At 71.8% G+C, this 25723-nt stretch carries 25 protein-coding genes; 12 read left to right on the top strand and 13 right to left on the bottom strand.

What is annotated here, in order from left to right; translation table 11 throughout:
* Positions 1–17: 17 nt before the first annotated feature.
* From ACWED2_RS00975 to ACWED2_RS00965, 3 genes are all read right to left on the bottom strand, one after another.
* Positions 18–809 (bottom strand): alpha/beta fold hydrolase, encoded by a 792-nt coding sequence (locus tag ACWED2_RS00975; RefSeq protein WP_449688373.1) that lies wholly within the window; start codon positions 807–809, stop codon positions 18–20.
* The gene (locus ACWED2_RS00970) at positions 806–1450 is read right to left on the bottom strand and encodes a DUF998 domain-containing protein (protein WP_449688372.1); all 645 of its coding nucleotides are present in this window, start codon (positions 1448–1450) and stop codon (positions 806–808) included. The genes ACWED2_RS00975 and ACWED2_RS00970 overlap by 4 nt, the downstream gene beginning before the upstream one ends.
* An 86-nt stretch (positions 1451–1536) precedes the next feature.
* Positions 1537–2658, bottom strand: a complete 1122-nt coding sequence (locus ACWED2_RS00965; protein WP_449688371.1) for a metallophosphoesterase — start codon at positions 2656–2658, stop codon at positions 1537–1539.
* Between the two features lie 68 nt (positions 2659–2726).
* Between ACWED2_RS00965 and ACWED2_RS00960 the strand changes: the two genes are divergently transcribed.
* Together ACWED2_RS00960 and ACWED2_RS00955 are read left to right on the top strand one after the other, a co-directional pair.
* The gene (locus tag ACWED2_RS00960; protein WP_449688370.1) at positions 2727–2999 is read left to right on the top strand and encodes a DUF6412 domain-containing protein; all 273 of its coding nucleotides are present in this window, start codon (positions 2727–2729) and stop codon (positions 2997–2999) included.
* 63 nt (positions 3000–3062) lie between these two features.
* Positions 3063–3710, top strand: a complete 648-nt coding sequence (locus ACWED2_RS00955) for a YidC/Oxa1 family membrane protein insertase (protein ID WP_449688369.1) — start codon at positions 3063–3065, stop codon at positions 3708–3710.
* Here ACWED2_RS00955 and ACWED2_RS00950 read toward each other — a convergent pair.
* Complete coding sequence (locus tag ACWED2_RS00950) at positions 3693–4106, bottom strand: DnaJ family domain-containing protein (RefSeq protein ID WP_449688368.1); 414 nt, start codon at positions 4104–4106, stop codon at positions 3693–3695. The two genes, ACWED2_RS00955 and ACWED2_RS00950, sit on opposite strands and share 18 nt — an antisense overlap.
* Before the next feature lie 61 nt (positions 4107–4167).
* Here ACWED2_RS00950 and ACWED2_RS00945 point away from each other — a divergent pair, with 61 nt between their 5' ends.
* Positions 4168–4938 carry a TetR/AcrR family transcriptional regulator gene (locus tag ACWED2_RS00945; RefSeq protein ID WP_449688367.1) on the top strand — a complete coding sequence of 257 codons (771 nt, stop codon included), beginning with the start codon at positions 4168–4170 and terminating at the stop codon, positions 4936–4938.
* On the opposite strand, the gene ACWED2_RS00940 is transcribed toward ACWED2_RS00945, so the two are convergent.
* From ACWED2_RS00940 to ACWED2_RS00930, 3 genes are all read right to left on the bottom strand, one after another.
* Positions 4935–5195 carry a hypothetical protein gene (locus tag ACWED2_RS00940; protein ID WP_449688366.1) on the bottom strand — a complete coding sequence of 87 codons (261 nt, stop codon included), beginning with the start codon at positions 5193–5195 and terminating at the stop codon, positions 4935–4937. The two genes, ACWED2_RS00945 and ACWED2_RS00940, sit on opposite strands and share 4 nt — an antisense overlap.
* Positions 5192–6340, bottom strand: coding sequence for a lytic transglycosylase domain-containing protein (locus tag ACWED2_RS00935; RefSeq protein WP_449688365.1), 1149 nt, complete (start codon positions 6338–6340; stop codon positions 5192–5194). The genes ACWED2_RS00940 and ACWED2_RS00935 overlap by 4 nt, the downstream gene beginning before the upstream one ends.
* Before the next feature lie 195 nt (positions 6341–6535).
* Positions 6536–7450 carry a LysR family transcriptional regulator gene (locus ACWED2_RS00930; RefSeq protein ID WP_449688364.1) on the bottom strand — a complete coding sequence of 305 codons (915 nt, stop codon included), beginning with the start codon at positions 7448–7450 and terminating at the stop codon, positions 6536–6538.
* Between the two features lie 103 nt (positions 7451–7553).
* Between ACWED2_RS00930 and ACWED2_RS00925 the strand changes: the two genes are divergently transcribed.
* Both ACWED2_RS00925 and ACWED2_RS00920 read left to right on the top strand, forming a co-directional pair.
* Positions 7554–8249 carry an SDR family oxidoreductase gene (locus tag ACWED2_RS00925; RefSeq protein ID WP_449688363.1) on the top strand — a complete coding sequence of 232 codons (696 nt, stop codon included), beginning with the start codon at positions 7554–7556 and terminating at the stop codon, positions 8247–8249.
* A gap of 87 nt (positions 8250–8336) precedes the next feature.
* Positions 8337–9047, top strand: a complete 711-nt coding sequence (locus tag ACWED2_RS00920) for a hypothetical protein (protein WP_449688362.1) — start codon at positions 8337–8339, stop codon at positions 9045–9047.
* Positions 9048–9381: 334 nt separating this feature from the next.
* Here the strand turns inward: ACWED2_RS00920 and ACWED2_RS00915 are convergent, their stop codons facing one another.
* From ACWED2_RS00915 to ACWED2_RS00895, 5 genes are all read right to left on the bottom strand, one after another.
* Positions 9382–10860, bottom strand: coding sequence for an alpha/beta hydrolase (locus ACWED2_RS00915; protein WP_449688361.1), 1479 nt, complete (start codon positions 10858–10860; stop codon positions 9382–9384).
* An 81-nt stretch (positions 10861–10941) separates the two neighbouring features.
* Complete coding sequence (locus ACWED2_RS00910) at positions 10942–12153, bottom strand: MFS transporter (RefSeq protein ID WP_449688634.1); 1212 nt, start codon at positions 12151–12153, stop codon at positions 10942–10944.
* A 46-nt stretch (positions 12154–12199) separates the two neighbouring features.
* Complete coding sequence (locus tag ACWED2_RS00905) at positions 12200–12325, bottom strand: hypothetical protein (protein ID WP_449688360.1); 126 nt, start codon at positions 12323–12325, stop codon at positions 12200–12202.
* Between the two features lie 59 nt (positions 12326–12384).
* Positions 12385–12714 (bottom strand): hypothetical protein, encoded by a 330-nt coding sequence (locus tag ACWED2_RS00900; protein ID WP_449688359.1) that lies wholly within the window; start codon positions 12712–12714, stop codon positions 12385–12387.
* A gap of 329 nt (positions 12715–13043) precedes the next feature.
* On the bottom strand, positions 13044–13508 hold the full coding sequence (locus ACWED2_RS00895) for a GNAT family N-acetyltransferase (protein WP_449688358.1): 465 nt from the start codon (positions 13506–13508) through the stop codon (positions 13044–13046).
* A gap of 60 nt (positions 13509–13568) precedes the next feature.
* On the opposite strand from ACWED2_RS00895, the gene ACWED2_RS00890 reads away from it, so the two are divergent.
* Positions 13569–14150: a TetR/AcrR family transcriptional regulator gene (locus tag ACWED2_RS00890; protein ID WP_449688357.1), complete on the top strand. Its 582-nt coding sequence runs from the start codon at positions 13569–13571 to the stop codon at positions 14148–14150.
* A 75-nt stretch (positions 14151–14225) separates the two neighbouring features.
* Positions 14226–19460: a hypothetical protein gene (locus tag ACWED2_RS00885; RefSeq protein ID WP_449688356.1), complete on the top strand. Its 5235-nt coding sequence runs from the start codon at positions 14226–14228 to the stop codon at positions 19458–19460.
* On the opposite strand, the gene ACWED2_RS00880 is transcribed toward ACWED2_RS00885, so the two are convergent.
* On the bottom strand, positions 19417–20382 hold the full coding sequence (locus tag ACWED2_RS00880) for a GlxA family transcriptional regulator (RefSeq protein WP_449688355.1): 966 nt from the start codon (positions 20380–20382) through the stop codon (positions 19417–19419). The genes ACWED2_RS00885 and ACWED2_RS00880 overlap by 44 nt on opposite strands.
* Positions 20383–20425: 43 nt before the next feature.
* On the opposite strand from ACWED2_RS00880, the gene ACWED2_RS00875 reads away from it, so the two are divergent.
* The 5 genes from ACWED2_RS00875 to ACWED2_RS00855 all read left to right on the top strand — a co-directional run bounded on the left by ACWED2_RS00875 (position 20426) and on the right by ACWED2_RS00855 (position 25706).
* Entirely contained in the window at positions 20426–20815 is a 390-nt protein-coding gene (locus tag ACWED2_RS00875) for a cupin domain-containing protein (protein WP_449688354.1), read from the top strand.
* Positions 20816–21306: 491 nt separating this feature from the next.
* Complete coding sequence (locus tag ACWED2_RS00870) at positions 21307–21810, top strand: winged helix-turn-helix transcriptional regulator (RefSeq protein WP_449688353.1); 504 nt, start codon at positions 21307–21309, stop codon at positions 21808–21810.
* Between the two features lie 64 nt (positions 21811–21874).
* On the top strand, positions 21875–22366 hold the full coding sequence (locus ACWED2_RS00865; RefSeq protein ID WP_449688352.1) for an SRPBCC family protein: 492 nt from the start codon (positions 21875–21877) through the stop codon (positions 22364–22366).
* A complete protein-coding gene (locus ACWED2_RS00860) occupies positions 22363–23388 on the top strand; it encodes an LLM class flavin-dependent oxidoreductase (RefSeq protein ID WP_449688351.1) in 1026 nt (341 codons plus the stop codon). Before ACWED2_RS00865 ends, ACWED2_RS00860 begins: the two co-directional genes overlap by 4 nt.
* Positions 23385–25706 (top strand): molybdopterin-dependent oxidoreductase, encoded by a 2322-nt coding sequence (locus ACWED2_RS00855; protein ID WP_449688350.1) that lies wholly within the window; start codon positions 23385–23387, stop codon positions 25704–25706. The genes ACWED2_RS00860 and ACWED2_RS00855 overlap by 4 nt, the downstream gene beginning before the upstream one ends.
* The last annotated feature ends 17 nt before the right edge of the window (positions 25707–25723 follow it).

Raw genomic sequence — 25723 nt, 5'->3', positions numbered from 1 at the left:
TTGTGACGAGGGCCCGGTCAGCTCAGGAAGTACTCCTTCAGCACCGGCGCCAGCGCCGCCGCCTTCACGATGTGCGTCTGGCCCGGCAGCGTCCGGTACTCCGCCGACGGCAGCACCTTCGCCAGCGACGCCACGCCGTGGCGCATCCAGTCCGGGCTGCGGCCGCCGTCGATCACCAGAGCCGGGACCTTCACCTCCGGCCAGGCCGCCGGCAGGGGCTCGCCCGCCTGGTGCTCGATCACCATCGCCGTGTCGTAGGGGAGGGTGTGCGCGACCCGCTTGAGCTTGGGCCAGAACGGCATGATCCGCATCGCCGCCACCATGACCCCGCTCAGGCCGACGCCTTCGGTCATGAACATCTTGACCGCCTTGCCGCGCTTGCCCTCCCGCAGCGCCTGGTCGAGCCGGGCCACGTAGTCCGCCGGGACGCGGGGGCGGGTGCCGTCGACGATGAACGGTGGCTCGTACAGCGCCAGTTTCGGGACCGCGAGCCGAGGGGCCGCTTCGAGGACCAGGGCGACGCCCGAGGAAATGCCGAACAGGAACGCCTCGCCGCCGGCCTCCTCGACGACCGCCGCGAGGTCCTCGACCTCGCGCTCGACCGCGTACGGCCCGGTGTCGCCGCTCTCGCCCCGGCCGCGGCGGTCGTAGGTGTACACGGTGAAGTGCGCGGCCAGTTCCTTCGCCAGCGCGTCGTTGGGGGACGAGCCGCGGTAGCACATCGCGCCGTCCACGAGGACGAGCGCGGGGCCGGACCCGGCGCGGGTGTAGGCGATCTTCGTGCCGTCGGCGGAAACCGTCGTGCTCATCGGGACTCTCCTCGCGACAGCAGGTGGCGGGACGTGGCGGCGAGCCAGGCGAAGGCGATGACCACCGCCGCCCAGAAGCCGAGGGTGACCACCGGGCTCGTCGACCCGGACGCTACGCCCGCGAAACCCGCGAGGAACAGCAAGCCGCTGAGCCGCGAGTACCACGCCCACGCGGGCGGGAGGTGCGAGCCGATCGCGAAGCAGGCCGCGACCAGGGCGAGGAACCCGATGCCGCCGGCGGCGAAGTGCAGCGTGCCGTGCCAGCTGACCGACGACGGCGGGCCGGCGGGCGTGCCGGCCGGGAAGCCGTCCTGGGGGTCGGCGCGGAACACGCCCGCGCACAGCAGGCCGATCCCGTAGACCGCCAGCAGTCTCGGCCCCCATCGGCCGGGCAGGACGCGCCGGGTGCCGGCCGCGGCGGCGATCGTCAGCAGGCCGGTGACCAGGAAGTTGGTGACCTGGATGAAGCCGAGCGATCCGTTGGACAGGACGCTCGCGGGGTGCCGGGTGAAGTCGAAGCCGGCGCGGGTCAGGCCCTGGAGGACGCCGGTGGCCACGAAGACTGGCCCGGCGAGGATTCCGCAGGTCAGCAGGGCTCGGGTCGAGGAAAAGGTGCTGGTGCGAAGCGCTGTGGTGGTCATGGGAACAGCCTGACCGCCGACGCATGGATCTGTCAAGACAAAAAAATTTGTCGGTAGCGACCGTGCCCGGCGAGCACGGGCGTTCGTCAGGCGGAACGCAAGGTCAGGAGCGTGATCTCGCTGGGCGCGAAGATCCGGAACGGCGGGCCCCAGAACCCCGTGCCGCGGCTGTTGTACAGCTGCGTCCCGCCGTGCCGGGTCAGGCCGGACAGCGTCGGCTGGTCGAACCGCACCAGGAGGTGGAACGGCCAGATCTGCCCGCCGTGCGTGTGCCCGGAGATCTGCAGGTCGACGTCCGCCTCGCGGGCCTGGCGGACCTGCTTCGGCTGGTGCGCGAGCAGCACCACCGGGACGCCGTCGGGCCGGCCGGCCAGTGCCGCGGCCAGGTCGGGGCCGTGCCCGGGCAGGCCGGACGCCGTGCCGGTCGGGTCGTCGATGCCGGCGAAGAGGATCCGGTCGCCGTTGCGCTCGAGCAGTGTCGAACGGTTGTGCAGGGTGTCCCAGCCGAGTGCCTCCATGTGGTCGAGCCACGCCTGGGCCTCGCCGAAGTACTCGTGGTTGCCGGTGATGTAGAACCGGCCGAGCCCGGCCTGGACGCCACCGAGCGGGTCGACCTGCTTGCGGCGCTTGGCCACCGCGCCGTCGGCGAGGTCGCCGGCGTGGCAGACGACGTCCGCCTCGAGCGCGTTGACCGCCGCGACGACCTCTTCCGACCACTTCGTCCGGTCGATCGGCCCGAAGTGGGTGTCGGTGATGACGGCGACGCGCAGGCCGTCGAGCCCCGGCCCGAGCCGCGGGATGACGACGTCGACCGCCTTCACCGGCGGCACGCGCATGGCGACGCGGTTGCCGTGCACGAGCAGCCCGGCGGCGATCAGCACGGTCGCGCCGGCGACGATCCGCGAGCGAAGCGGGTCTTCGACGCCGAGGAGCGCGACCCGCAGCACCAGGCTGAGGATCGACCAGCTGAACAGCACCCAGATCACGGCGAGCAGCGAGTCGCCGAGGCGGGCGGCGGCGTCGCTCTGGTGCCGGGAGTGGCCGCGGAACATCGCGACCGGCATCGTGACCAGGCCCGACACCAGCACGACGGTGCCGGCGATCGTGCCGGCCAGGCCCCATTCGGGTGCCAGCACGAGCGTCCACCACGGCACGCCGTACAGCAGGAGCATGGCCAGGATCGGCACGACGACGAGTTGCCCTCTCATCGAACCAGGTTACAGCCCATCGGGCTGTTAACGTTTTCGCTACGCTGGTGGAGAGGAAAGGGGGCGCCGTGCACACGTTGCCGGAACTGGCGTTCCCCGTGCTGACCAGTCCGGCCGCGCTGGTCGCCTTCGCCTCCCTCGCCGCCGCGAGCCTCTTGGTCGTCCTGCTAATCGGCAGCACGCACCGCGCCGGGCTCGCGCTGTGGTCGGCGCCGGTCCGCAGCCGTGCCACGGCGTTGCGCCGCCGGGCCCGGCGGGCCGAGTCGATCCGCCTCCGCGACCCGGGCAGACCGGGCCGGAGCCGCCCACGAGCACCCGGTTCCCGCAGCACGGCTGCGTAGGAACCGCTTCGACGCAGCCCTTCCGCTCACCCCAACCCCTTCCACTCATGCGGAGTGCTGCCCATGTTCGGCTTTCTCGACGTGCCCGTCGAAGGCGCGTACCACCTGATCCACGCCCTCACCGGCCCGCTTTCCACGGGCTTGGCCATCGTCGTCTTCACCCTCGGCGTGCGGCTGCTGCTGCACCCGCTCGCCCGGTCGGCCGTCCGCGGCGAACGAGCCCGGGCCGCCCTGCTGCCGGAGATCCGCGCGCTGCAGGAGAAGCACGGCCGCGACCGCGAGCGGCTGGCCGCGGAGATGACGAAGCTGCAGCAGGAGTCCGGGACTTCGCTGTTCGTCGGCTGCCTGCCGATGCTGCTGCAGCTGCCGTTCTTCATGGTCATGTACCGGCTGTTCACCACGGCCACGATCGGCGGCGAACCCAACTCGCTGCTCGGGGCGACGCTGCTCGGGACGCCGTTGGGCGCGCACGGCCTGGCCGGCGGCCCGCTCGTGTTCGTGATCGCGGCCGGGCTCGCCGTCGTCGCGTGGTTCTCGGTGCGCACGCAGCCCGTCCCGGAGCACCCGGTGCCCGGCGGGAAGCTGCTGCGCCTACTGCCCTACGGCACCGTGCTCGCGACACTCGTCGTGCCCCAGGCCGCCGGGATCTACCTGCTCACCACGACCGCGTGGACCGTTGCCGAACGAGCGGTGTTACGACGCGGCTCGTGAGCGCCGCCAGTCCTCGACCGCCTCTTCGACGTCCACCAGCGCCACCGTGAGGGGCGGCCCGGTGTGGTGGTTGAGGTAGGCCTGGCGGATGCGGGTGTTGAGGTCCTCGACGACGTCCCGGACCTGCCGTTCGGTCCGCTCCCCGGCGAGCCGCTCCGGCAGGTCCTGGACTTCGCGCTTGAGGGCGAGCGCCGGCGGCAGCAACGCCTTCGTGTCGTGCCCGCCCCGCTTGACCTCGCGGAGCACCCAGTCGGTCGCCGCGTCGTTGCCAGTGGGCTTCGGCAGCGGCTTGCCGGTGCCCGGCAGGTCGTCGAAGTCGCCGCGGGCGCGGGCTTCCTCGATCTTCCGGTCGACCCACCAGCGGAAAGACACCTTGGGCGGTTTGCGTGCGGTCATCTCCTCCCACCCCCTCCGTCCCCTTCCAGGGTAATCTCCGGGCGACGAGCGAGGGGACCGCATGACCGCCGAACGCACTGGCGCCGAGGACGTCGACCGGACGCTGGCGCTGCTCTGGCGCGCCCGCGGTGGCGCCGCCGAACCGACCAGGGGCCGCCGCCCGACGCTGACGATCGAGCGGATCGTCGCGGCCGCGATCACCGTCGCGGACGCCGACGGGCTCGCCGCCGCGTCGATGCACCGCGTCGCCAAGGAGCTCGGCGCGGGCACGATGACGCTCTACACCTACGTGCCCGGCAAGGCCGAGCTGGTGGACCTGATGGTCGACGACGTCCTCGTCGGGCGGCGGCTGCCCGGGCCGGGCGAGCCGCGCCAGGGGGACTGGCGCGCGCAGGTGGCGCTCTACGCCGAGCGGACCCGGCAGGCCTACCGCGAGCACCCCTGGCTGTGCGAGGTCTCGCGCGTCCGGCCGCCGCTGGGCCCGGGCCAGCTGGCCGGTCAGGAGTACCTGCTGTCGATCATGGACGCGCTGGGGCTGCCGCCGCGGCAGGCCGTCGCGGCGGCCAACGGGATCGGCACGTACGTCGACGCGAACGCGGCGCTCGACGCGGAGAACACCCGGCTGGAGCGCAGCACCGGCCAGTCGACCGAGGCGTGGTGGCACCAGCGGTCGTCGTTCTGGGAGAACTACTTCGTCGTCGACGCGCACCCGGCGATGAACCGCGTCTGGCTCGGCGGCGGCTTCGACCAGGGCGCCAAGGCACAGGGCGACACGGCGTACGAGTTCGGCCTGAACCGGATGCTCGACGGCATCCAGGCCATGGTGGGCTAGCGCCGGCTGCGCCACCGCAGCCGGCGGCGCTCCTGCCGGGGCACCTCGGCGGCCGGCTCCGCGCGGAGGAGATCCCGGCAGACCGGGTCGAACCGGCCGGGTTCCTCGATCATCGGCGCCGCCAGCACCACGTGCCCGCACACCGCCCGGAACCGCCCGCCGTGCCGCCCCGCCGCGAACTCCTCCTCGGTGACGGCGTGGGTGTAGCCGTCGGTGTCGCAGCGGATGTGCACCAGGAACGGCTCCACCGGGCTCACCCGGCCGGGCTGGTCGAGGTGGTTTCGGTCGGGGTCTTTTCCGTGTCGGCCGCGGCCGTCGACGACGGCGGCGGGGTGGTCGTGCTGGTGGTGCTGGTCGTCGTCGGCGGCGTGGTCGGGTCGCTGGACGACGGGGTGGTCGGCGGCGGCGTCGTCGGCGTGTCCGTCGGGGTGCCGCTGGTCGGGGTGTCCGTCGGCGTCGTCGGCGTGCCGGGTGCCGGCGGGGTTTCGACCGGCGTTTCGGGCGGGGCCGGGACGGTGCCGACCGGGGCCCCGGCCGCGGCGGCGTCCGGGGCGTTGGGCGTGCCGATCGGCACCTGGCTGTCGGGCAGCTGGGCCACGCCGCTGCGGTAGGCCGCGGCCCACGCCAGCACGGTGTCCACATAGGACTGGGAGTTGTTGTAGCGGCGCACGGCGATGCGCTGCCCCGCGTCCGTCGAGAGGTCCAGGCCGCCCGAGCACAGGTAACGCGCGGTGGCCAGCGTCTCGTCGTAGATGTTGTTCGGGTTCGACACGCCGTCGCCGTTGCCGTCGGAGGCGTAGCCCTTCCAGGTGCCCGGGATGAACTGGGTCGGGCCGACCGCGCGGTCCCACACGGTGTCGCCGTCGTACTTGCCGCCGTCGGTGTCCGGGATCGCGGCGAACGCGCCCGCGCCGTTGAGCACCGGGCCGAGGATCGGCTCCAGCGTGTCGCCGTTGGCGTTGACGTACCCGCCGCGGGCGTGGTTGGACTCGATCCGGCCGATGCTGGCGATCAGTGCCCAGTCGAGGTGGCAGTTCGGCTGCTCCTTGGCCAGGATGTCCGCGGCGTTCTTGTACGCCTTCAGCATGCTCCCCGGGATGCCGAGCGACCCGGAGATGCCCGCGGAGCCGGCGCGCCCGCCCGGCACGACCAGCGGCTCGGGCAGCGGCGGCTGGGGCAGGCTGCCGTCGACGGCGATCGGCGGCATGACGATGTCCGGCTGCTGCGGCTGCGGAGCGGCGACGGCCCGGTCCGGCTGAGCGTCCCCGGCGTTGGCCACGACGACCGGCGCGGGCAGGCCCGTGGTCAGCGTCGGCAGTACGACGAGCGCCCCACCCGCGAGCGCGGCCGCGGTCCGGCGGACCGAACGCGCACCTTTGCGACGTGGCCGGTGCTTGGGCATGGTCGTCCCCGCTTCCCTCGATCTGTCGCTGATCGCCTCACCCGATCGGCCTCACCCACCGGTACTGACCGGTAGGAGCAAGCTAGCCGATGGAACCGAACTTTGGCGAATGCCACAGCCAAATCTGCCCCTGAGCGAGAAGTTCGTCTGGATGGCACAAAACCTTCGTAGGAAATCTGTCAGATTCACCAGGACTTAACCGGGTGCTGCGGACAGTTTGTCCGACAGGACACCGGGCACGGTGAGCCCGCGTTGTACCACGTCCGAAGAAAACCGCCGGACGAGCGAATCCGACGGCGTCGCGGTGAACGTCACCACGTCCCGGTGCAGCGCGGGCTTCAGGCGCCGCAGCGCGCCCGGGAAGGTCCGCGTCAGCGCGGTGGTCGGGACCAGTGCCACGCCGAGCCCCGCCGCGGCGAGCTGGGCCGCCGTCGCCGTCTGCTTCGTCCGCATCACCGCCTCCAGTACCGCGCCGCGCCGTGCGGCCTCCCGGTCGAGCCATCCGCCGAGACCATTGTCCCGGTGGTAGTGCACCACCGGAATGCCCGCGAGGGCGGTCATGGGGACACTCGCGCGGGTGGCGAGCGGGTGGTCCGCGGTCAGCGCGACGACGATCTCCTCGCGCCCCACCACCTCGACGGGCCCGGTCCAGCGGCTCGGCCGCGGTCCGACCGCGACGTCCGCTTCGCCCGTTTCCAGGGCCTCGACCAGCGCATCCGCGCTCGTGGTCTCGGTCAGCGTGATCAGCACTTCCGGCCGGTGCCGGTGCCAGGCCCGCAGCACGGGGGCGAGCAGCCCGGCGGTCATGCTCTCCGCGCACGCGATGCGCAGGGTGCCTTCGCCGCCGCCGGCCACCGCGCGGCCGGTCCGGACCACCCGTTCGGCGGCGGCCAAGGCCGCGCGCGCGTCCGCGAGCACCGCCCGCCCGGCGGCGGTCGGGCGGACCCCGCGCGGCAGCCGCTCGAGCACCGGCGTGCCCAGCTCCCGTTCGAGCGCGCCGATCTGGTGGGACAGCGCGGGCTGCGACAGGTGCAGCCGCGTGGCCGCCTCGGTGATCGATCCCGCGTCCAGGACCGCGACCAGGCACTCGAGCGCGCGCAGCGTAGGCATTCGCGAATTCTATCGCGGCGATCGAAAACTTTCGGATCGCGACGGGATGGTTCCGGCGCCCGCCGTCGCTGAACGCCGTGTGCGAGACGAAAGGAGCACGGAAATGTCGTTCGAGGGAAAGCGGCTGGTCGTCGTGGGTGGCGGTTCGGGGATCGCCCGGCGGATCGCTTCGGACGCGTACACGGCGGGCGCGGAAGTGATCTGGGCCGGACGCGACCCGGCGGCTCTGGTGGAGCGCGGGGTCCGGGCCGCGTTCGCGGACCTCGGCGAAGAATCGTCGTTGAAAGCGCTTGCCGAAGAAGCGGGCGAAGTCGACTTCGTGGTTTCGCTCGCCGCGGCGCCGGCGAACGGTCCGGTCGCGACGCTGGAGCGGGACGCGGTCACCAGGGCGTTCGACGCCAAAGTGGCCGGTCCGCTGATGCTGGCCAAGCACTTCGCTTCGCGATTCCGCGAAGGTGGGGCCATGGTGTTGTTCTCCGGCGTCGCCGCGTGGCGGCCGATGCCGGAACGGACGGTCATGGCGACCACGAACGGCGCGGTCGCGTTCCTCGCCGAAGCGCTCGCGGTGGAGCTGGCGCCGATCCGGGTCAACGCGATCTCCCCTGGCATCGTCGACTCGGGTGCGTGGGACCGGCTCGGCGAGGCGAAGGCGGCGTTCTTCCGCCGGACCGCGGAAGCGAACCCGGCTCGCCGGGTGGGCCGGCCCGAGGACGTCTCGGCGGCCACGCTCCAGTTGCTGGCCAACCCGTTCGTCACGGGTTCGGTGCTGCATGTGGACGGTGGCGGCCGGCTCGGGTGAGCGAGTCTTTACACGGAGTTGAAGCGTTCCTATGATCGGCCACCCGGACTGCTGCCGCCCGTCCGGGTGGCCCAGGTGGAGGGTTTCATGGCACGTAGGGCTCCGCGCCGAGAGCAGGTGACCGTCGCCGAGCTGCTGGTCCGGTCCGACGCACCGTTCGATCGTCACCGCGCCGAGGACACCCTCGTGTTCCCGCGGGCGCGTCACCGGGAGAAGCCGCAGGTGTTGCGCTCGCTGGCGCGGTTGCGCGTGCTGTCCGTGGTCGCCGGAGCGCTGGCGCTGACCGGCGGGGTCAGTGCGGCGGTGTCGATGCCGTCCTCACGCGACACGGCCGCGGCCTGGCCGCCGGCCGGCTTGGAACCCCCGGCGGTGGCGCTGGTGCCCTTGCCGGCGGACGTCGTCGTGCCCCCGGCAAAGCACGCGGCACCGGCTCCGCCGCCGGCTCCGGAATCCGTAGCGCCGCCCGCCGAACAAGCGACGGTTTCTCCGGCGGCCGTCGAATCCGTATCGGAATCCGTCAACCCGGAACCGAAATCCGTGAACCCGGCGATCCGCCGCGGCAAGTTGGCGCGCGCGGTGAAAGTCGTCGACAAGGTGAAGGCGCCGGTGGTGAAGGAGAACCCGGAGCCGCCCAAGCAGCAGGTGGCGCCGGTGCGCCACGAAATCCCGGACATCCCGCTCTGGTCGCGCGGCCTCCCGAAAACGCCGGACTGGCCGGCGATGTGGGGTGGCCGCCGCCCCGCGGACTTCCCCTTCGGGGGACACCGTGAATGCGGCGGCGGTCGTCACCGCCGCTGACGCGCGGGAGACACGCACCGGACACAACTCGCCAGTAAGGTGACGAACCCGAAACGAATTCATAGAATCGCGGAGCCCGGGTCGGCGAAAGCAGCGGAGGTTCCTGATGGCGCGCACGGCGCACCGTGCCAGTGGCAGACGCGTCTCGGTGGGGGAGCTGATGCTGCGGCCGGATGTCCGTGGCCGCCGTCGCCCCGAGGACCTGGAAGTGCTCGAGCTCGCGTACCGCATGCGCCGCCGGGTCGGTCCTGAGGCCGCGGCGCCGGTTCCGTCGCCGCGAGCTCGCGCGTTGGCCGCCGTGACCGGTCTTTGGCGGCGCAAGCCGAGGTAGGCCTCAGAAACCGATCGTCGAAGGCGGACGGGCGATCAGTGCCGTCGTCGTCCCCGGCTCGACCGCGGCGCAGTGCGTGCCCCGGGCCGGGAGCTTGCCGGAGATCAGGTAGTCGTCGGTCGCCTTGGTGACGCACGGGCTGTTCTTGAAGTACGCGCCGTGGCCCCAGCCGTCGTAGGTGAGGAGCGTGCTGCCCGTTTGGCGGGCCACCGCCTGCGACCACGCGTACGGTGTCGCGGGGTCGTGCCGGCTGCTCAGCAGCAACAGCGGTGCGCCGTGGGTCTGCGGCGGGCGCTGCGGGTTGCTCGTGCGGTTCGGCCAGCCGATGCAGCTCGTGACCGCGGTCCAGCCCAGTGCGCTGATCTTGACGTCCGGCGCGAACACCGCCGCCGCTCGGCGGTAGGTCTCGAGTTCGGCGAAGTTGTGCACGGGCAGGCGCCAGTCGTCGCAGAACACGGCGGGGAAGACGTAGTTGACCGGGATGTCCTCGCGCAGCCGTGCCGAAGCCCCGGTGCCGTCCGCGAAGGACTTGAGCGTCGACGCGAGCCGATCCCAGCTCGGGCCGTAGAAATTGCTGTGGATGATCGAGGCGAGCGTCAGCGGTGTGATCGGCTCACCGCTCCGCGGGTCCGTCAGCTCGCCGCGCGCGGCCTTGTCCTGGAGGTCACGAGTCAGCTTGGAGAGGTCCCGGTCGTGCAGCGCGCAGCTCGGCGTCCGGGCGCACCAGGCCGCGAACTCGCCGAACTCCGCCTGTACCGACTGGGTTTCGCTCTTGAGGAAGTCCCACGCGGTGAACTGCGAGTGGTCCATGTTGCTGTCCAGGACGAGCGCGCGGACCTTGTCCGGGAACAGTTCCGCGTACTGCTGGCCCATCAGCGTGCCGTAGGAAACGCCGTAGTAGGTCAGCTTGGCCTCGCCGAGCGCGGCGCGGATGACGTCCATGTCCCGCGCGACGCTCTTCGTGTCGCCGAACTCCGCCAGCGGCCCGGTGAGCCGGTTGCAGCTCTCGCCGAGCTTCCGGTTGCGCGCCGCGAGCTGCTCGAATTCGGCCTGGTTGCGCGGTACCTGCGGGTAATCGGCGATCAGCTCCTCGAGCCCGCACTTGATCTGGCCACTGGCGCCGACGCCGCGCGGGTCGAACCCCACGGTGTCGAAGCGCCGGGTGATTTCGGGCGAGAGCGACCAGCCGGCCTTGACCTCCTCGGTGCCCGAGCCGCCGGGCCCGCCCGGGTCCATCAGGACCGAGCCGATCCGGGCCCGCGGGTCGGTGGCCTTGCGCCGGGCGAGCGCCACGGTCGTCGTGCCGCGGTCCGGGTGTGCCCAGTCCACCGGCACGGTCACCGTGCCGCAGTCGACGCCGGGCGCATCGGCGCACGGTTGCCAGTCGACCGGTTGCGCGGCCGAAGCGGGCGCCGCCGCCAGCACGCTGCCGAAGAGCGCAACCGCTACGGCTGTCCACAGTCGCTTGCCCGCCCCCGCCATCGTCAGTCCTCCCCTACCGACAGTGCATGACCGAATCCAGCAAATCACCGATCCGGTGATCGCGCCAGTTTCCCTGGTGAATCAACCCTTGACGTCCACTGTGGACGAACGCTCGGCGCGCCGGAGCCAGGCCGTGGCCACCGAACCCAGCACGCACAGCACCGCCAGGACGCCGAAGGCCCAGCCGAACCCGGTGGCCGGGCCGTCGCTCAGCCCCCGGGACAGCACGATCACGCACAGCGCGCCGCCGAGTGCCCCACCCACGCGCATCACGATGTTCACCAGCGCGGTGGCGTGGCCGAGTTCGACGGCGCCGACCGACGCGTACGCCGCCGTCGACGCGGGCATGATCGACAGCCCGAGCCCGGCGCCGCGGACCAGGAGCAGGGCCTGGATCAGCCACATCGGTGTTCCGGGGCCGAACCACGGGAGCGGCACGGTGCTCGCCAGCACCACCAGTGAGCCGGTGAGCGCGACGGTCCCGCCGCCGTAGCGGTCGGTCAGCCGGCCGGCCACGAACACGAACACCGTCGTGGCCAGTCCCATCGGCGCGAGCAGCACACCGGACTCGGCGGTCCCGGCGCCGAGCCGGAGCTGGAACCACAGCGGCAGCAGCAGGACGGCGCCGAACATCCCGGCGCCGCCGAGCAGCACGGAAGCGAGCGCCGAGCCCATCACCGGCCGCGCGGCGAGCCGCAGCTGCAGCACCGGGTGCGGGGTGCGCAGCGACCACCAGGTGAACAGGCCCATCGTGGCGGCGCCGATGGCCGCGAGGACGATGTTGAGCGTGCCGGGCGCGCCGAGTTCGGTCAGCGCGTACACCAGCAGCGGCAGGCCGAGCGACACCATCGCCAGTCCGCGCCAGTCCATCGGCGGCGGCTGCTGCCGGTCGCCGCGCGGCACGTACCGCAGCGCCAGTCCGAACGCGAGCAGTCCGATCGGGAGGTTGAGCCAGAACAGCGCCGGCCACGAGAAGTGCGCGAGCAGGAAGCCGCCGACGCTCGGCCCGACGACCGGGGCGAGCCCGACGACGAGGGCCAGCGTGCCCATGGTGCGGCCCAGCCGTTCCGGGCCGACGGCCAGCCCGATCACGGTCTGCCCGGCGGCGACCATGACGCCGGCGGCCATGCCCTGCACGGCCCGGACGCCGATCAGCGTGCCCGCGTCCGGGGCGAGCGCGCAGGCCGCCGACGTCACCAGGAACGCGGCCAGCGCGCCGAGCCACAGCCGTCCGGCGCCGAACTTGCGCCCGAGCCACGGCGTGAGCGGGAGCGCGGCCGAAAGGCCGAGCAGGTACGCCGTCGCGACCCACTGGATCGCGACGAGCGCGACGCCGAGGCTATTCGAGCCCGACGGCGACGATCGAAGCGTCCATGTTGCCCAGGAAGCCGCCGAGCGCCATCACGCCGGACGCGATCCAGACGGTGCGCGGGATCGGCGGCGGTGCGGTGCGGAGATCGGTCATGGCTCCGACGGTAAAAGCTCGAGGAAGGTTGAAGTCAACCTCGTCGCTCGCTCCTCAGGTCACCGGGCCGAGCGGCGGCTGACGACGCTGCGGCTGCCCGCGTCGAGACCCCGGTAGTGCTCGAGGGCCGCCACGGACTCGGTGACCTGCTCGAAGCTCGGCAGCGCGCGCACGTTCGCCACCAGCGTCATGTCCTTGCGCGGGATTTCGATGAAGCAGACCTCGACCCCGGCGTGCTCGGCGTGCGCGGCCACTTCCGCCTGCCAGGTGGGCAGGTCGAGGTCGTCGCCGAGCCATTCGTGCAGGTAGACGCACCACTTGCCGCGCAGCAGCTCACCCGCGATGGCTTCCAGGCCGACCACGTACGGCTCGGTCACGTGCTCGGCCATGACCGTTCCCCGCAACACCAAGGCACTGTTCCCTCCTGCATCCGGCGGTGACCCCTACCACCGGAAAGCGCATTCTCGACGGGAGCCTCCCCGCTCCGCCGAGCAGCGCGAACCCCGGTGACCGATGGCCGGGCACCGGGGTCCGCCAATTTACCGGTGGATCTGTTTCCCAGCAACCGTTTCCCGGAGATCACGGAAAGCGCGTGCACAATCGGCGTGCGGATGCACGTTCATTTCCGCCGGGTGCTCCGTTGGGCGGCAACCGGACCAGGGTGCCCCGGTCCGGGTTGGACACCGGACCGCGCCGTCGTGGGCCTTCGGAAAACCGGTCACAGATCCCGGGCGAAGCAGCGCGAGAGCGGCTCGCCGCGGTACGGCCCGTACGCCTCGATCGGGGCGTAGCCTTCGCGGCGGTAGAAGCGGATCGCGTCCGGCTGACCGGTGCCGGTCTCCAGCAGCAGCCGGGTGATCCCGAGTTCCCGCGCGTGGTTTTCGAGGGCGCGCAGCAGGGCGGCCGCGACGCCGGTGCCCCGGGCCGCCGGTTCGACGTACATGCGCTTGATCTCGCCCGAGCCGGGCCCGAGCGGCCGCAGCCCGCCGCAGCCGACGGCGGTGCCGCCGGCGTCACGCGCGAGCAGGAACACGGCGACGGTTTCGGCGGTGGGGACCGCTCCGGGTTCGTGGTTGTCGGTGCCGTAGCGGGCGTCGAGCTCGGTCCGCTGGGCCTCGCGCAGCCGGACGGCGTCCGGATCGTCCCAGTTCACCGGGGTGATCGTCAGCGTGCAGTCGATCATCAGGGCACACTCCCTTTTTCGTAACAGGTGTTACCGTAGCATCTGTTACGCTTCCGGGCCATGCCGAAGCAGCGTGATGTCCGGGCGCAGCGGGAGCTGCTGTCGAACGCGACCTGGCAGGTGCTCGCGGAAGCGGGCCTGCCGGGGTTGACGCTGCGCGCGGTCGCCGAGCGCGCCGGCTGCACGACCGGCCTGGTGATGCACGCGTTCCCGACGAAGAAGGCGTTGCTGCTGCACGCACGCGACCTGCTGTACGAACGCACGGCGGTCCGCGCGGACGCTGCGGAGGCGGCGTGCGCTCAGCCGTTCGAGGCGCTCTCGGCGGTCCTCGGCCAGGCGGTGGACCTCCCGCACGGCCACCACGACGAATCCCGCATCTGGGTGGGTTTCCTGGCCGCGGCCCTGGCCGACGACGACCTGGCCGAGCGTCACCGGGCGGCCAACCGATCGTTCTTGGCTCGGGTGAACCGGTTGGTGGCCGCCTGCCGTCCGAAGTGGACGGAGGAGTGGCTGGAGCTGACGACGAAGAGCCTGGTGGCCTTGGTGGAGGGGCTGAACGTCCTGGCGGCGGCCGACCCGAAGACCTACCCGGCGCGGCTGCAGCAGGCCGCGCTGGCGGAGGCGCTCGCCGCGCTGAAGTGACGCTGTCCGTCATCACTGAATGTGTTCGGTCGCGCGGTGAACCGCTAGGATGTCGGTCCGGCGGGAGGAGAGTTCGTGACGGAGCAACCGCCGCCGGGGCCGGCCAACCACATCGCCGGGGACATCACCGGACCGGCCCTGCAGGTCGGCACGGTCCACGGCGACGTGTACGTCGGCTTCGCGACCGAGGCGGCGCCCGAGCCGGTTGCCGCGGATCCGCCCACGGACTGGTCGGACCTCCCCGAGTTGCCGCCGAAGATCGTTTCCTTGCTGCGCGCGCAGGTCCGCAACGCCGAGAAGATGCCGTACCGGCTCCCCGGGGCGCGCCGGCCATCACTGGCGACCGTCTACGTCCGCCAGGACGTGACGACCGGGACCGAGCTCCAGCCGTCCGACCAGGTGCGGCCGCTCCCGGTGCTCGACAGCAAGGGCAGGCTCATCGACGTCCCCGGGCCGCCGCCGGCCCGGCTCACGGTGCGGCCGCCCTCGCGGAGCATCCGGGAAGCGCTCGACGGCGGTGAGCACCTGCTGGTGACCGGTGGGCCGGGCCAGGGCAAATCGACCCTGTCGCTGCGGCTGGCGGCCGAAGCCGCCCACTGCTGGCTGGGCGCCGCCGGCTCTCCGCCGTCGAGTGAACCGGTTCTCCCGCTGCGGCTGACCGCGCGCGAGCTCGCGACCCGGCTCGAACTGCCCTTTTACGAGGCACTGGCCGAAACTGTCCGCGGTGAGTACGGCGCGATGCTCGCCCAGCCGGTGCGGGCGGAAGACCTGACCGGCCGGGTCGCGGGCTGCCGGTGGTTGCTGCTGGTGGACGGGCTCGACGAAGTCGCCGACACCGCTCTCCGGGACCAGCTGGTCACGGTGCTCGCCGCATGGGCGTCGGACGCGGTCCACCGCGTCGTCCTCACCACCCGGCCGATCGAGGGGGCGACGCTGGCGCCGTTCCAGCGCATCGGCGCCGCGCGCTACGAACTGCTGCCGTTCGACAAGGAGGCGTTCCGCCTGTTCGCCGGCCACTGGTTCGCGGGAAGCGCCGGTGCCGCCGAGCGGTTCGTCCGCCAGATCCGGGACGCCCACCTGGACGAACTGGTCCGGGTCCCGCTGCTGGCCACGATCGCCGCGATCATCTTCGAGAAGTACGCCGACCGGCCACTGCCGGACAACCAGTACGAGCTGTACGAGACGTACCTGGGGTACCTGCGGTCGGCGCACCTCGTGCCGCCGGGGCCGTTCGACTCGTGCTGCGAACGCCTTCTGGAATACCTCGGCCGGGTCCGGCTCGAAGGGGACACGTCCCTGAGCACGGCGGCGTGCCGCTGGGTGGGCGAGAGGCTGCCGGAGCTGGGCGCCGAGACCGGCTGGCGCGAACGGCTCATCGGGTACCTGGCCTCGGTGGGGCCGTTCCTGCTCCGCGCCGATGAGCTCGGCTTCCTGCACCACAGCTTCGCCGAGCACCTCGCGGCCACCGCCAAGGCGCGGTTGCTGCCCGAGGCGTTCGATCCGGCGCACCAGGACTTCGCCGAGTTGCTGCACGCGGCCGAGCCCGAAGAACGCGGCCGGTACGCCCGGCGCGTCCTGCTGCACTACACGCGGTTGCGCCCGGCGGAGGGGGATCACTTGATCCGGCATCTGCACGGCAACGGGCCGCAGCAGCACCTGCTCGCCGCGCGGCTGCTCGCGTGGCACGTGCCGGCCGGCGCGGACGTCATGAACGCGTTCCTGGAGACGGCCCGCGCCTGGGCCGCCACCACGCAGTATTCGGGTGGGAAGATCCTCGCCGAGGTCAGCCGGGCAGCCCATCCGGATCTGGTGGGCTGGCTGCAGGGCTTGATGCGTGCCGGCGGCCTGCCGTGGCCATCCCGGGTCAAGGCTGCCGTGGCGTTGGGGACGCGGCTCGAGAACGACGCCCGCGCGGAGGCGGTGGAGACGCTCCGGGCGGCCGTGGAGCGCGTGGAAATCGACGTGCAGGCCCGTCTCGACGCGGCCGAAGCGCTCTCGCAGTGCGGCGAAGCCGAACACGCGGCAGCGGTGCTCGGCTTGGAGGCGGTCCTCGAAAGTCCGGCCGTCACGGCGGCCCAGCACGGCGACGCCGCGGTGGTGCTCGCGGGACTGGGACCCGAGCCGCGGGCCCGGGCGATCGGTGCCCTGACCGCGGTGTTGGACAGCTCCAGCGCGACGGACCAGGACCTCGTGGCCGCGGCGGTGAGCTTGCTGGAAATCGACATCGAGTTCCACGACCGCTGTGCGGCGGTCTTCCGCGCGGTGCTGAACCGCCGTTCCTGGGCGACCGACGCTGTCGAGGACGCGGCGATCGGCCTGGCTTCGCTGGCGCCGGAATACCTGGCGGAAGCGGCCGGTGCGCTCGAACGCCGGGCCTCGGATCTCTGGTTGCACCACTTCGACCGGCTGAACGACGCTCGTGTGCTGTCGCGGCTGGGCCCTCAGTACCGCATCAGGGCGGGCGAGCTGATTCGCTCGCTGGCCACCGCTTCACCCGCACGGTCTCTCGATCAGACCTACATCGCGTACGTGCTCGCCGACTGCGGGCCCGAGTTCCGCGAGGCGGCGGTCGCCCTTCTGCATTCGGTGCTCGAGGATCCCGCCGCGGGCCGGGGACATCTGCTTTCGGCCGGAAGCAGGCTGGCCGAACTCGGGCCGGACCATTGGCCGGATGCCGCCGGGGCGCTGGTGCGTGCCGCCGAGCATCCGCTGCAATCCGCCCCGCTCGCCATGAACGCTCTCGGGTTCCTCGCGGGACTGGGGGAACCTCACCGCGCACACGCACTGGCCGGGCTGCGTTCGGCGATGAACCAGCCGGAATCGACCGCCGAAACGCGGTTTCGGGCGGCAGCGGAGCTTTCCCGCCTCGGTCCGGAGTTCCACCCCGAAGCGATCGCCTGCCTGGTTCGCCTCGCGGCCACGTCGCTTCCGCTCAAGGTTCGGCTGGAGGTCGGGTGGCAGCTCAAGCGGCTCGCACCCGACCGGGACCAGCGGGTCTCCACCGAGATGATTGCGCGGCAGCTTGCGCAGGACGGCAGTGAGACGTGGGGTGAGGGTCTCCCGCACAACCGCTGGGACTTATCCCGCGTCGACGAGCTGAGCCGGGTCATGGAACGGGTGATCGACGACCGGGAACGCAGTGGTCGTCAGCGCTATGACGCGGCGATCATCCTGACCCGGATGCACCACCGGTTCCACGCCGCGGCCGCGCGTGGAATCGTGAAGCTGCTGAGGGAAGATATCGTTGACGACAGCGAAATCATCGTCCTGGGCCGCCTGTCCAGCCTGATCGGTGCGGCGGCGCGAAGCCTCGTGGCCGACGCGTTGCTCGACAGGGTGCTTGCGCCGACCACCCGCCCCGACAGGATATGTGACGCTGCGGCCGCGATGGATGCGCTTGCTTCGTTGGAGAGCGGCACTGTGCTTTCCACGCTCGCCGGAGTCGCCGCAGATTTTTCGGCCGAAGCCGAAGCGCGGTGCCAAGCCGCGATCCTCCTGGCGAGGAACGGTTTCCTGCGACCTCGTGCCGCCTTCGAAATTGTCTTCGGGCTTTGCTCGAAAACAACGGGCTATTCGTGGATCCGTTCCGTTCGCGACGCCGTCGAACTCGGTGCCCACGTGGTGGCGGACGTGCGCCGGGTGGTGCTGGACCGCGATGCGGACCGCTATCGGCGGCAGGAGGCGGCTGTTCTCCTCACGGAGCTGGAGCCGGGCCGGGCGTCGGCCGGAGCCGACGAGCTGGCGGCACAAGCCGAGGACCGGTTCATCGATGCCGACTGCCGAAGCGGGGCGATGACGGCGCTGGTCAGCCTGCACCCCGGCACCGCGTCCGTGACCGCGCTCGAGGCGACGATGGAGGACGGGCGAAGGCCGATCTACCACCGCTGCGACGCCGCTTACGAGCTCGCGCGCATCGGCCGGCTGGGGGAGCACACTCGCCGGATCCTGCTGCGGTTCGCCGGCGATCCGGAACTGACTCAGGAAGAACGTGGTGAGGCGCTGCGGGTGCTCGGCTACTTCCGGCCCGATGTCCCGGTGATCCGGTGCCGGCTGGCACTGGCCCAAGACCCGGCGGTCACTTCCGGCAAGATCCGCGCGGCCGTCCTGTGTGATCTCACCGGCAGAGCACGCCGGTCCGTCGGACGGGCGCTGGTGTCGGACCGGCTCGTCTCACCGGAGACCTGGTCGGGTTGCGTGACCCGATGGAACGACGGTTCTTTCGCGCGGGAGGCCGAGCGAGAACTCCTCGATCGGCTGGCCGGCCCCGAATCCGCGCCGGCCGATCGGATCAACGCAGCCTTGGGGCTGAGCAAGATCGCCCCCGCGCTCGAACCGGCGGCCGTCGAAGAACTCGAGAAGGTGAGCAGGGGCGACATCGCCGTCCGTCGCGCGCGGCGGGAACTGGCGTTGCTGGACAACCGCTGGCGTGAGCGCGTCATCACCGACGCGCGAGCCGTGTTGGCGGACGCCGAACGGCCCGGGCGGGAGCGGGCCGAAGCCGGGCTCGTCCTGATCGACCTCACCTCCGAACTCCCCGCGCCGTGCCGGCAGCAGCTGGAAGACCTCCTGGCCGACGGGCGCATCGCCGCTCGGCTCCGGCTTGGTGTCCTGTTCGGTTTGCGGCGTCTCGACGACGTCCGGACGATCCGCGACAACCAGCGCCGACCGCTCCCGCTGCGGCGGGACGCGGGAAAGATGTTGACCGGCTTCTGCCGCGAAGATCGCGTTGCCGCCGCGGAGCTTTTCCAAGCGATCGCCGCTGCCCCGGACTGTCATCCGAGACTGCGCTGGTGGGCCGCCGACGACCTCGCCGAGCTGGGCACCCGGGGACACGAACTCGGGACGGCGGCGCTGGAGTCGCTGATGAACGACGAAACACTCCCGATGGCCGCCCGCAGGGACGCCACCGCGCGGCTGGCGGCGCACCGGCCCGACCTGCGCGGCGAGGCCCTCCACGTCCTGCGCGGCTTCCGGGACGAACGGGACGTGCAGGTCTGGACGACGATCGGCTACTTCCAGCCCGAAGAAGGCGCACTCGGCCTCCTCGAGCTGGCGCGAGACCCAACCCTCGGCCCGGTCGTCCGCTGCCGGAGCGCCTGGGCGGCCGCGCGGCTGCACCGCGACCACCGGGAAGCAGCCGCGGTCGTCGCCCGGGAGATCGCCCACGACGACCGGGTCCCGGACCACATCCGTGTCTCCGCCGCCCGGCTGCTGGCCCTGACCAGCGACCTCTGCCGCCCGGAAGCGCGCGAGCTGCTCACGCGCCTCACGCCGCCGGGCCGAAGCGGCGGCGGTAAGCGCTCGGGCTGAGGCCCGTGTGACGCCGTAACTGCGCCCGCAGGTTCGCCGCCGTTCCGAAGCCGCTGGCCGATGCCACCCGATCGAGCCGCAGCTCGCCTCGCTCGATCAGGCGGCACGCCAACGTCACCCGTTCCGTGGTCAGCCAGGCCAGCGGGGTCGTGCCCAGTTCCGCGCGGAACTTGCGGTGCAGCGTCGCCGGGCTGGTCGCCGCGCGGGCGGCCAGGTCCGGCACCGTCAGGGGCTGGTCCAGGCGCTCCAACGCCCATGCCAGGACCGGCGCCAGGGACGTCTCCGGCACCGACGGCACCGGGCGCGCGATGAACTGCCGCTGGCCGCCGTCGCGGTGGCCCGTGAACACCAGGCGGCGGCTGACCGCGTTGACGACTTCGGCGCCGTGGTCGCGGTGGATGATGTGCAAGCCCAGGTCCAGTGACGCTGCGCTGCCCGCCGCCGTGAGGACGTTGCCCTCGTCGATGAACAGGACGTCCGGCTCCCACTGCACGCGCGGGAACTTCGCGGCCAGCGAAGCCGCCCACTGCCAGTGCGTCGTCGCGCGGCGGCCGTCCAGCACGCCCGCTTCCGCGAGGGCGAACGCTCCCGTGCAGAAGCTCACCAGGCGGGCGCCGCGGTCGGCCGCCCGGCGGATCGCCGCGATGATCGCCGGGTCCGTCGGGACGCCGGTGTTCGGGCGGGCCGGGACGATCAAGGTGTCCGCCGTGTCGGCCGCCTCGAGACCGGCGACGCCGGAGAGCGTGAACATGCCGAGGTTCATCCGCACGTCCGGCGTCGCCGCGCAGAGCGTGAAGTCGTACCAGGGCCGGTCGAGTTCGGGGCGGCGGAGGCCGAACAGCTCGGTCGCCACGCCCATCTCGAACGGGTTCGACTCCTCGGTGACGATGGCGACGACCCGGTGCGAGAATTCTTGCGGCATGTGCGATTCCTAGCACTCGCGCCGGCAAAACGCCAGGACGAGCATGAGCCGCATGAACCCGATCGACCTGAACGAAGTCCTGGCGAGCTTCGACGCCGCCTGGAGCCCGCGCATCGTCACCCGCGTCAACGACTACGACATCCGCCTCGCCCGGTTCGACGGCGAGCACGTCTGGCACGTCCACGAGCACACCGACGAGTTCTTCCTCGTCCTGGACGGCGAGATCGAGATCGGCCTGCGCGATCCGGACGAACGGGTCGTCACGCTCGGCCGAGGGCAGGTCTTCGTGGTCCCGAAGGGCACGTTCCACAAGCCGTCGTCGAAGGCGGGCGCGAGCGTGCTGCTGGTCGAGCCGGCGGGGACGCTCTCGGTCGGCGACGTGCACGACGAGGTGCCCGGTCACGTCGACGTGACCACCGGGCACCTCGTGTGACGTCGGCCAAGGCTCGACGGCGAGCCCGCCGGCTGGTCCGCGGTCGCGCCGGGCAAGGTGACCGAAGGCCGCTTGGCAGCGGGAAAGCGGCTCGGTGCGGCCCGTCCTCCCCGGGCCGGGTTCCGGCGAAGTCGTTGTGCTGGTCGTGTGGGGGTTCGGAGGCCACCGGGCGGTCGAAGGTGCAGCTGCCCCGGGTCTCTTTCGACTGGCGAGCGGGTCAGTGCCCACCACCCCGAAGCCGGGATTGTGACTACGGCCGGCAGCCTGCCGCCCACGCCGACGAGCCACCTGGAAAGGACCCGCGGACTTTGGCGGAGCCCGCCCTCCCTGGGGGCTGCCCCCGCTTCCAGCGTATCGAGGCGGCCCGACGGAAATCGCGGCATCAGCCGAAGACGGCCGAGTTGTCCACACCCCCGCCGGACTGTGCACAACCGGCAGTCGGCGACCCTGACCTGCTGAGTCTTTTCCCGGAACGGCGTACTCTCGGCCGCATGAAACGGACATCGTTCGCGCAGTGGCCGTGCTCGATCGCGCGCACCATGGACCTGCTCGGCGACTGGTGGACGCCGCTCGTGCTGCGGGACGCCTTCTACGGGGTGCGCCGCTTCGACGAGTTCCAGCAGGCGCTCGGCATCGCGCGCAACACCCTCGCCGACCGGCTCAAGCGGCTGGTCGACGAGGGGCTGCTGGAGAAGGTGCCCTACCAGACCGAGCCGGTGCGCTACGACTACGTCCTCACCGAGAAGGGCCGCGACTTCTACCCCGTGCTGCTCGCCATGACCCGCTGGGGCGACAAGTGGCTCGCGACCGAAGCCGGCCCGCCGATCACCGTGCACCACCTCGCCTGCGGGCACGACACGCACGCCGAAACCGTCTGCGCCGAGTGCCGGGAGCCGATGACGCCGGACGACACCCGGATGCGCCGCGGCCCGGGCTTCCCGCCCCGGCTGGCGCAGCGCCCGGACGTCGAGGAGCGCTTCGCCCGGCAGGAGTAGCCGTTGACAGGGTAGGTCTATCTACGCAACTATCGTGGTCAGGTGAGGAGAAGGGGCGACCACGATGGAGTGGACGGGTGCGCGGTACGCCGACCTGCCGACGGCCGAGGTCTCGATCTGGATCGACGCCGCACCCGAAGACGTCTGGCCGCTCGTCTCCGACATCTCGCTGATGCCCGAGCTGAGCCCGGAACTCCAGTCCGTCGAGTGGTGCGAAGTCGGCCGCAAGTTCCTCGGCCGCAGCAAGCACGACGCGTTCGGCGAGTGGGAAACCACGTCCTACGTCGTCGAATGCGAAGCGCCGCGGGTGTTCGCGTGGGCCGTGCAAGACCTCGAAGAGCCCAGCGCCGTCTGGAAGTTCACCCTCGAGCCGGACAGCGGCGGCACGCGCCTGAGCCAGTGGATGCGGATGGGCCCCGGCCGGTCCGGGCTGTCGTTCGCCATCGACCGGATGCCGGAGAAGGAACAGAAGATCGTGTTCGTCCGCATGCGGGAGTTCGAGACGGCGATGCAGGGCAACCTCGCGGCGATCAAAGCCCGGATCGAAGGCCGATGAAGACCGCGACGACCGTCGAGTTCTCCACGGACACCCGCACGACGCTGGACTTCTTGCTGGAGGCGGAGAAACTCGGCCTCGACGTCTGCTGGGTGGCCGAAGCCTGGGGCTCGGACGCGCCGTCCGCGCTCGGCTACCTCGCCGCGCGCACCGACCGGATCCGGCTCGGCTCCGGGATCATCCAGCTGGGCACGCGCACGCCGGTCGCGATCGCGCAGGCCGCGCTCACCCTCGCCGACCTGTCCGGCGGCCGGTTCGCGCTCGGCCTCGGCCCGTCCGGCCCGCAGGTCATCGAGGGCCTGCACGGCGTCCCGTTCGCGAAGCCGCTGACGCGCATGCGCGAGACCGTCGAGATCATCCGCCAGGCCTTCGCGGGGGAGAAGATTTCGTTCTCCGGCAAGGCTTTCGAGATCCCGCTGCCCGGTGAAGCCCGCCCGATGCGGCTGTCCACCGCGCCGAACCCGGACATCCCGATCTACCTCGCGACGCTGTCGCCGAAGCTCCTGGAGCTCACCGGCGAGGTCGCCGACGGCTGGCTCGGCACCAGCTTCGTCCCCGAAGGCGCCGACGCGTACTTCGCGCACCTCGACGCCGGACTCGCGAAGGCGGGCCGGGAACGTAAGGACATCGACGTCTGCCAGGGCGCCGAAGTCGCCTTCGCGGACAACGAAGCCGAGCTGCGCACCTTGGTCGGCAGCCGCAAGAAGGAGCTGGCCTTCAGCCTCGGCGGGATGGGCTCGGCCACCACGAACTTCTACAACAACGCCTACAGCCGCCAGGGCTGGGCGGACGTCGCGGCCGAGGTCCGCGAGCGCTGGCAGGCCGGTGACCGCGACGGCGCCGCCGCGCTCGTCACCGACGAAATGGTGCTGGGCACGACGTTGATCGGCACTGAAGAAATGGTGCGTGAACGCCTGCGCGTCTGGCGCGACGCCGGGATCGACACGGTCCGGCTCTACCCGGCAGGCGAAACACTCGAAGCGCGTCTCACGACGCTCGGCCGTGCATTGGAGCTGATATGAGCGGCGAGTGGCAGCGCACCGCGTGCAGCCTCTGCTACCTCAACTGCGGGCTGGAGGTGCAGCTCGACGGCCGGAAGATCACCCGCGTCCGCGGCGACAAGGCCCACCCGCGCTCGGCAGGCTACCTGTGCCAGAAGGCCCAGCGCCTGACCTTCTACGGCGACCACGAAGACCGCCTGACGACGCCGCTGCGCCGGCGTCCCGACGGCACCCACGAGCCGATCGACTGGGACACCGCGCTCACCGAGATCGCCGCGAAGCTGCACGAAATCCGGGATGCCGACACCGAAGCCGGGCGTCCGGGCTCGTTCGCCTACGTCGGCGGCGGTGGCCAGGGCAACCACTCCGGCGGGGCGTACGGCGCGTCGCTGCTGAAGTGGATGAACTCGACGCGGCACTTCAACGCGCTGTCGCAGGAGAAAACCGGCGACTTCTGGGTCAACGGGCACCTGTTCGGCTCGACGATCGTGCACACCGCCGAGGACGTCGAGCACTGCGACCTGCTGGTCGTGCTCGGCTGCAACCCCTGGCAGGCGCACGGCTTCAGCAACGCCCGGCACGCGCTCAACACGCTCAAGAACGACCCGGACCGCCGGATGATCGTGATCGACCCGCGGCGCACCGAGACCGCGGAGCTGGCCGATCTGCACCTCCCGCTGCGCCCGGGCACCGACGCCTACCTCCTCGGCGCGATCCTGGCGCTGCTGCTCGAACGGGGTGGCGCGGACGAGCGATTCCTGGCGGAACGCACCGAAGGCTTCGACGAGGTGGCCGCCGTGCTGGCGAAAGTGCCGGTGGACGCGTGGATCGCGCACGCGGAAGTGTCCCGTGTGGACGTCGAGTGCGCGGTCGAGCTGATCCTGGCGGCCGAGGCGATGACCGTGCGCGTCGAGCTGGGCATCCAGCAGGGCCGGCACTCGACGCTCAACAGCTACCTCGAGAAGCTGCTGTACCTGCTCACCGGGCACTTCGGCCGGCGCGGCACGAACAACCTGCACTCCTGGCTGCTGCCGCTGTGGGGCGCGACGACCGGGCAGCGTTCGGAGATCACCGGCTTCGAGTACATCGGCGGCCTGCTGCCGGCGAACACCCTCGCCGAGGAGATCCTCGCCGACCACCCGAACCACGTCCGCGCGGTGTGGGTGGAGTCGTCGAACCCGGCCAACACCTACGCCGGCACCCGGGACGTCGAGCGCGCCCTGGAGACCGCCGAGCTGTCCGTGGTCGTCGACATCGCCTACACCGAAACGGCTGCGCTGGCGGACTACGTGCTGCCCGCGGCGTCGCAGCACGAGAAGTGGGAGTTCACGCTCTTCAATTTCGAGTGGCCGACGAACTACTTCCAGCTGCGGCGGCCGTTGCTGGACCCGCTGCCGGGCACGCTCGTCGAAGCCGAGATCTACGCGCGGCTCTTCGACGCGCTCGGCGTGCTGCCGCCGTCCGACGTCCTCGGCGAGCTGGCCGCGGGCCCGCGCTCCGAGCTGCAGGCGGGCCTCGGCGCCTTGGTCCAGGCGATGCCGGAGCGCGCGGCGATCCTGCCGGTGCTGCTCTACCGCACCCTCGGCGCGTCGCTGCCCGACGGCGCGGCGTCGATCGCGCCGCTGTGGGCGGGCTGCCACCGCGCGGCCAAGACGATGACCGTGCCGGTGCAGCGCGCGCTGGGCAGCTCGGCCACCGGCCCGGCACTCGGGGAAGCGCTTTTCGAGCGCGTTATGGCCGGTCCGACCCCGTTTTCGGTGCACGAGCAGGACGAGGTGTGGAGCCTGCTCCGCCGCGAGCGCGTCCGGCTGGCCGTGCCGGAACTGCTCGACTGGCTGGCCGCGTTGGACCCGGCTGCCGAACGGCCCGATCCGGCGTATCCGTTTTCGCTGCTCAACGGGCAACGGCGGGCGCACAACGCGAACCAGATCCTGCGCGACCCGCGCTGGCGCCGCACGGATCCGGACGGCGCCCTGCGCGCGCGTCCCGAAGAACTGGCGTCGATCGGAGCTTCTCCCGGCGATTGGGTGGCGGTCGTGACGTCGGCGGGGCGGGTGGTCGTCCGCGCCGAGGCCGATCCCGCGCTGCGGCCGGGCCAGCTCGCGCTGCCGCACGGCTACGGCATGGCGCACCCGGTCGCCGGCGGACGGCGGGTGGTCAGCGGCCCGCGGATCAACCTCCTGACCGACGCGCTGGACCGCGACCCGATCGCGGGGACGCCGCACCACAAGGACGTCCCGGCGCGGCTGGAACCGGCGACGGAGGAGGAGCGGGCCCGGGCGGAGGCGGACAGCGAGACCGTCGCGAGTGGACGGTCCGGGCGTTTCGCCGGTTTATAGTGGGACCCCTGACCGAA

It is taken from the genome of Amycolatopsis sp. NPDC005003 (assembly GCF_053600695.1).
This window is presented reverse-complemented; position numbering and strand designations above follow the sequence as displayed.